This is a genomic window from Rhodobacter ferrooxidans, from assembly GCF_000176015.1.
Lineage (GTDB): Bacteria > Pseudomonadota > Alphaproteobacteria > Rhodobacterales > Rhodobacteraceae > Pseudorhodobacter_B > Pseudorhodobacter_B ferrooxidans.
Genome location: NZ_ACYY01000040.1, coordinates 1 through 5,179 on the forward strand (window position 1 = coordinate 1; position 5,179 = coordinate 5,179).

Annotated in this window: 7 protein-coding genes, 2 pseudogenes and 1 other annotated feature; of the genes and pseudogenes, 6 read left to right on the plus strand and 3 right to left on the minus strand. The window is 59.6% G+C overall.

What is annotated here, in order from left to right:
• Window positions 1–118 precede the first annotated feature (118 nt).
• Window positions 119–367: a hypothetical protein gene (locus tag RSW2DRAFT_RS18155; RefSeq protein ID WP_156790779.1), complete on the plus strand. Its 249-nt coding sequence runs from the start codon at window positions 119–121 to the stop codon at window positions 365–367.
• 171 nt (window positions 368–538) lie between these two features.
• On the opposite strand, the pseudogene tnpC reads toward RSW2DRAFT_RS18155, so the two are convergent.
• The 3 genes and pseudogenes from tnpC to RSW2DRAFT_RS16810 form a co-directional block, all read right to left on the minus strand.
• A pseudogene (gene tnpC / locus RSW2DRAFT_RS16800) lies at window positions 539–1,612 on the minus strand (IS66 family transposase); the annotation flags it as partial.
• Between the two features lie 79 nt (window positions 1,613–1,691).
• Window positions 1,692–2,015, minus strand: coding sequence for an IS66 family insertion sequence element accessory protein TnpB (gene tnpB, locus RSW2DRAFT_RS16805; protein WP_198008133.1), 324 nt, complete (start codon window positions 2,013–2,015; stop codon window positions 1,692–1,694).
• A gap of 26 nt (window positions 2,016–2,041) precedes the next feature.
• Window positions 2,042–2,416, minus strand: coding sequence for a transposase (locus RSW2DRAFT_RS16810; protein ID WP_050786855.1), 375 nt, complete (start codon window positions 2,414–2,416; stop codon window positions 2,042–2,044).
• A gap of 687 nt (window positions 2,417–3,103) precedes the next feature.
• On the opposite strand from RSW2DRAFT_RS16810, the gene RSW2DRAFT_RS16815 reads away from it, so the two are divergent.
• From RSW2DRAFT_RS16815 to RSW2DRAFT_RS17670, 5 genes and pseudogenes are all read left to right on the plus strand, one after another.
• The gene (locus RSW2DRAFT_RS16815; protein ID WP_008033179.1) at window positions 3,104–3,289 is read left to right on the plus strand and encodes a hypothetical protein; all 186 of its coding nucleotides are present in this window, start codon (window positions 3,104–3,106) and stop codon (window positions 3,287–3,289) included.
• A 1-nt stretch (window position 3,290) separates the two neighbouring features.
• On the plus strand, window positions 3,291–3,626 hold the full coding sequence (locus tag RSW2DRAFT_RS16820; protein ID WP_008033181.1) for a hypothetical protein: 336 nt from the start codon (window positions 3,291–3,293) through the stop codon (window positions 3,624–3,626).
• A 327-nt stretch (window positions 3,627–3,953) separates the two neighbouring features.
• Window positions 3,954–4,157 (plus strand): hypothetical protein, encoded by a 204-nt coding sequence (locus RSW2DRAFT_RS18160; protein ID WP_156790780.1) that lies wholly within the window; start codon window positions 3,954–3,956, stop codon window positions 4,155–4,157.
• A gap of 56 nt (window positions 4,158–4,213) precedes the next feature.
• Window positions 4,214–4,441 (plus strand): hypothetical protein, encoded by a 228-nt coding sequence (locus RSW2DRAFT_RS16825; protein ID WP_008033185.1) that lies wholly within the window; start codon window positions 4,214–4,216, stop codon window positions 4,439–4,441.
• Window positions 4,442–4,679: 238 nt separating this feature from the next.
• Window positions 4,680–5,179, plus strand: a pseudogene (locus RSW2DRAFT_RS17670) (transposase); the annotation flags it as partial.
• Window positions 4,961–5,077: a sequence feature (AL1L pseudoknot), on the plus strand. Its footprint overlaps the pseudogene before it by 117 nt.

Genomic DNA, 5,179 nt, shown 5'->3' on the forward strand with positions numbered 1-5,179 from the left:
GAATGCAAAGCGACGTAGCGTCACAAGGGTAACATGTTAAGGATCACTTAACCTTCCTCCCCTAGGTCAAACTTCGTAGTGTGTTCTGTGTGAGTTCGCTTTTTCGGGAGAGGGAATTGTGACTGACGACTGGCTTGTTGATGTGCTGACCGCGATCGAGGCCCATGCTTCTGAAAACGGTCTTTCCCATCTCTTCCCTCTCCTGGAAAACGCTTTCGAAGCCGCAGCCCGCGAGCTCAATACGAACAAGCGAATCCCCGGTCGCGTCCTGGCGTTTCACCGCCCTGAGATTGGTGTCGTTGAAGCATCGAACGGACAGCCTTCTGGCGACGTCGTGGCATTCCATCTGCGCCGGAAGCTGAACTGAACGCAGGATTGGTGACATGGCTGCACATGACTGGCTCGGCGACATGCTGCAGGAAATGGCGAATTATTCCAAGCTGAACGGCTTGGATCGCATCGCGTTCGCAATCGAAGCGGCACGGTCAATCGCCGCCGACGAGCTTTCGCAGGATCCTCCCCTGAACATCATCGCTTTGCGGATAAGGCCGACGCCTTCCTCGGCAATCGGCGCAGGTCCGGTGCGGGTGATCTCGATCAGCTTGCGGCGCGCGTGCGCCCAGCAATATGCGAGCTGTATGCCCGGACCGATCCGGTCCGCTGCAATCAGGCAGTTGTATCCGGCATAGCCGTCGACCTGCAGAATGCCGCCGAAGCCCTGCAATATCCGTTCAGCATGTTGTCCGCCGCGACCGGGGGCATAGGTGAAGACCACACCTGGTGGCGACGTGCCGCCCCACGGTCGGTCATCGCGGGCCAAGGCCCAGAAGTATCCGGTTTTGGTCTTTCTTGCCCCCGGGTCGAGGACCGGGGCGCGGGTCTCGTCCATGAAGAGCTTGGTGGACCGCTTCAGGTCCGCCATCAGCGCCTCATGGACGGGGCGGAGTTCGAAGGCGGCGCGGCCCACCCAATCCGCAAGGGTGGAGCGGTCGAGATCGACGCCCTGGCGGCTGTAGATCTGGGCCTGCCGGTAGAGCGGCAGATGGTCAGCGTATTTGCTTATCAGAACATGTGCGACAGTCGCCTCGGTCGGCATGCCGCCAGGGATCAGCCGTGCCGGTGCGGGGGCCTGAACAACGCCGTCAGTGCAGGTCCGGCAGGCATATTTGGGGCGGTGGGTGACGATGACACGGAACTGGGCGGGCACGATGTCGAGCCTTTCCGAGATATCCTCACCAATGCAATGCAGGCAGCCGCCGCAGGAGCAGGTCAGGCTGTCCGGCTCGATGACCTCTTCGATGCGCGGCAGGTGCTTGGGCAATGCTCCACGGTTGGAGGCACGCGGTTTGGCAGGGCGCTTGGCGGCGCGATCCTCTGCATCCTCTTCAGCATGGATCACAGCCATGGCCGTTTCCAGATCTTCCAGCGCCAGTTCGAACTGGTCCGGATCGCTCTTCTCCGATTTCCGACCGAAGACCGCCTGTTTGAAGGCCGCGACCAGCTTTTCCAGCCGTGCAATGCGCTCGTCCTTGTGCTTGTCGCGCGCATCCGCGACGATCAGCATCGCCTTCAGCGCAGCAATTTCTTCAAGCAGATCAGCGGTCTTCGACATCGCCGGTTTTTACCAAACCACCATGGGCTCTGCCTCTGTAAAGAGCCGACTGAGTCATCCTGCCGCAGCCTTGAACGGGTCATTCCACGGCTTCGGGAGCCTTTGCCTCAATGGCCCGCACCCGCCGCCAATCGAGCCCTGCAAACAGCGCCTCGAATTGCGCATGGTTCATCAGCATCAGCCCATCCTTCACGGCAGGCCAGGTGAAGCTGTGCTCCTCTAGCCGCTTGTAGGCCATCACCAGACCGGTGCCGTCCCAGTAGAGCAGCTTCAGCCGATCCGCCTTCTTGGCCCGGAACACGAAGACCGTTCCGGTGAACGGGTCTTTGCGCAGCTCGTTCTTCACCATCGCGGCCAGGCTGTCATGGCCCTTCCGGAAGTCGATGGGCTTGGTCGCCACCATGATCCGCACCCGGTTCGACGGGAAGATCATGGGCAGGCCTGCAGCGCCATGGCCAGTTCCGCGACCCGTGCCGCAGGTGTGGCCCCATCCAGACGCACCGTCACCGGCCCAATGATCAGATCAATCGACGCCGTCGCGAGCGATGCCGCCGCCGACTGTGCCGTCGTCACCGGTGCTGCGAACTCGGCCCCCGCAACCTCAGGCACAACAAGCTTGCCCTGCCGGGCGAGCGTCCGCCACGAAGACAGGTGGTTCGCCTTCACCCCATGCCGACACGCCACCTCATTCACCGTGACACCTGGCACCAGCGTCTCCGCCACCACCCGGCCCTTCGCCGCGTCAGACCACCGCCGCTTGACTGCCGGTGCCGCCAGAAGCTCTACAAACCCAACGGCCTCCAAACTGCGCTCCCGATGGACTCCCAATGACACCTCCCGTGCAAATCTCCACACGAGGGCGCATCGCAGCTTACGGATTCAGCGGAAAGGTGGGGTCAGAACAGCTCTTACGATGCGATCCGACGCGTCGCAACAGATTGTCGCGGATGTTGAAGCTGCCGCCTCAATGATGCCGCTCTTGGTTCATGCTCCGTTAATCACGTCGTGAAAGGGTGACCTCGCGGCACTGACGACGGTGCTTGCCAATAAACTTATCAACTTACTGGAACCCTCATGTCTAGGATCCGGGACCGGGTGAAAACCCCGGCCCGCCCGAGCGGCACGACCCGCGACGCAGATTCCAATAGTCGCCGATCGCGTCCACTTCGTGCCTGACAGCGTGCCTCCGTCATCCAGAGACACGTCAGAGACTTTCACGGGCATCATTCCACTCTGCCAATATCCCGAGAGAGCACGACGCCACCACGACAGCGTCCGGTGACTCGCCTAAGAAGCCTGGCAGCGTGTTCGCACTTTTCTGCCGGATTCGTCTTCGCGTCGAGCGCGCTCCCGCTTCTTGTTTGATCGCTAACGTCAGGCAGCAGCGCCAGACGCAATCCATGCCAGGTTCGTCATCTTGGCCGTTGGCACATCGTCGGTGCCGACTCGCGGACCCCGCGCGAAGATGATCGAGTTGTCAGAAGGTTACCGATGCACACTGATGACCAAATCCACAAGATCATGATCGCTGCAATGTTCGCTGAGCACGACGGTCATGTTGAATCCGCCCAGGCGCTCATCAACGTCGCGGCGGCGCTTCACGTGAACGGCTTTGCCGGTCAGTCCAGCTATTTCGGCGACACCGATTCAGCTGATTCCCCACCGGGAGTATTCTGAAATGGCTGTGTCGCAACATGCCTGGGTGGTGGAGGTGTTGCACGACATTCTGCAATATGCGGAGGAGTTCGACTTGAACGACCTCCACGACAGTTGTCAGTTGGCCTACGACGCGGCCGTCGAAGAAGTCGGCACTCCGCCATGCGCCAGCAAGCAGGTGGCGCGGCAACAGCGATTCACCGATGCCATCCGCGAACTGATCGATTACACGGAAAAGGAAAACCTGACCAAGACACGGCTCTACCTGCTGCTGGCGCTGACCAGTGCCGCCAGTCATTGGGATCATCCAAAACTCGCCAGCACCGTCATACCATTCCCGGTCCGCGAAGAAGGCTAAGACCGACGTTCAGCAGTTGAGATCGCCGGTTCGTGCGAGGACCGTCGGATACCGCAAACTCCAGCAACTTCGAGCAGCCAAAAATGGGGTGATTCGTCACGAACAGCCGAGCGCCGCAAGGAGCACGCGATGACGAGTCGTTGACCCTATAAGCCGCGCAACCCTGCCGAAAGTGCACACTTCGGCACGCAAGGAATGAGCAAGTTCTTGCTCTCTATAGGCGAGTTTACGCCTCGTCCACTCTACCTATGGGCCAACGAACCATCATTAGCAACTTGTTAAGGACTCCGGCGGATACAAGGTTATGGAACAGTAAAAGGTTTTACCATGCATCCGCGCGAACTCTTGAACCAGGCCCTCGCAGCAGCTTCGGTTGCCGAGCGAGAAGGATTTATGGAGACGGCTCGGGCCTTCAAGGCCCTGGTGGAAGCAATCCAGACTGAAGAACGTGTCGCAACAATGGGCGAAGACGAACTCAAAGAGCGCATTCTGTCAAATTCCCATCGTTCAACTGTGGGAATTAACCACTGATTAAGGTTAGCAACTTATCCGATTCCTTGGGGTGGCTCGAACACTGAGGAACTGGAATGCAAAACCACGACTGGCTCGTCGATGTCTTGCGGGACATCCGGGATTATGCGCAAGCGAATGGACTGCCGCAGCTGTTACCCCTGATCGGTGCCGCTTGTGTGATGATGGAGCGCGAGATCGGCCCCGTGAACATGGCGCCGATGAACATCGTGGCGTTTCCGGCGAATTCCGATGTTATCAAAGACCTCGCGTGGATATGCAATCCGAAGCGAAACCTGAACTAGCCTCAAAGCACCGACAGCACACAGCGAACCCGAAACCATCTGCGGCACATTCGGCGCAGAAGATGACTTCGTATCAATGCCTTGTGAGCTACTCCTGAGCTACCCCCTGAAAACCGGACAGTGACGGAAGCTACGATCTGAGGTCTGCTGGTCTCCGAGAACGAGGAGAACAGACATGTCGAAACTGAACCGCGCCGGGTTTGCCGGAGGCTCCAACTCCTGAGTAGGATAGAGCATCATGAGCAAGACAACGAACAAGTTTTCCCCCGAAGTGCGCGAACGTGCGGTGCGTTTGGTCCTCGACAATGAGGGTCAGCATGGATCGCGATGGCAGGCGGTCATGTCGATCGCGGCGAAGATCGGCTGCGTGCCTCAGACTCTGAACGACTGGGTCAAGAAGGCCGAGGTCGATAGTGGCAAGCGCCCGGGCGTCTCCAGCGAGATGGCCGAGCGGATGAAGGCTTTGGAACGCGAGAACCGCGAACTGCGCCAGGCGAACGAGATATTGCGCAAGGCGTCAGCGTATTTTGCGATGGCGGAGCTCGACCGCCGGTCGAAGTGATGGTGGGTTTCATCGATGCGCATCGGAATGCGCACGGGGTCGAGCCGATCTGCGCAGTTCTGCCGATCGCCCCGTCCACCTATTACGATCATTTTGCAAGGCGGGCCGACCCAGCGCGGCTGTCTGATCGTGCCAGAAGCGATGAGGCGCTTCGGCCCGAGATCCGGCGCGTCTTT

Excerpts from the sequence above, each read along its gene's own strand:
- tnpB (WP_198008133.1), bottom strand. The coding sequence starts at position 2,015 with ATGGTGGCGACCAAGCCCATCGACTTCCGGAAGGGCCATGACAGCCTG.
- RSW2DRAFT_RS16815 (WP_008033179.1), top strand. The coding sequence starts at position 3,104 with ATGCACACTGATGACCAAATCCACAAGATCATGATCGCTGCAATGTTC.
- RSW2DRAFT_RS16825 (WP_008033185.1), top strand. The coding sequence starts at position 4,214 with ATGCAAAACCACGACTGGCTCGTCGATGTCTTGCGGGACATCCGGGAT.
- RSW2DRAFT_RS18160 (WP_156790780.1), top strand. The coding sequence starts at position 3,954 with ATGCATCCGCGCGAACTCTTGAACCAGGCCCTCGCAGCAGCTTCGGTT.
- RSW2DRAFT_RS16820 (WP_008033181.1), top strand. The coding sequence starts at position 3,291 with ATGGCTGTGTCGCAACATGCCTGGGTGGTGGAGGTGTTGCACGACATT.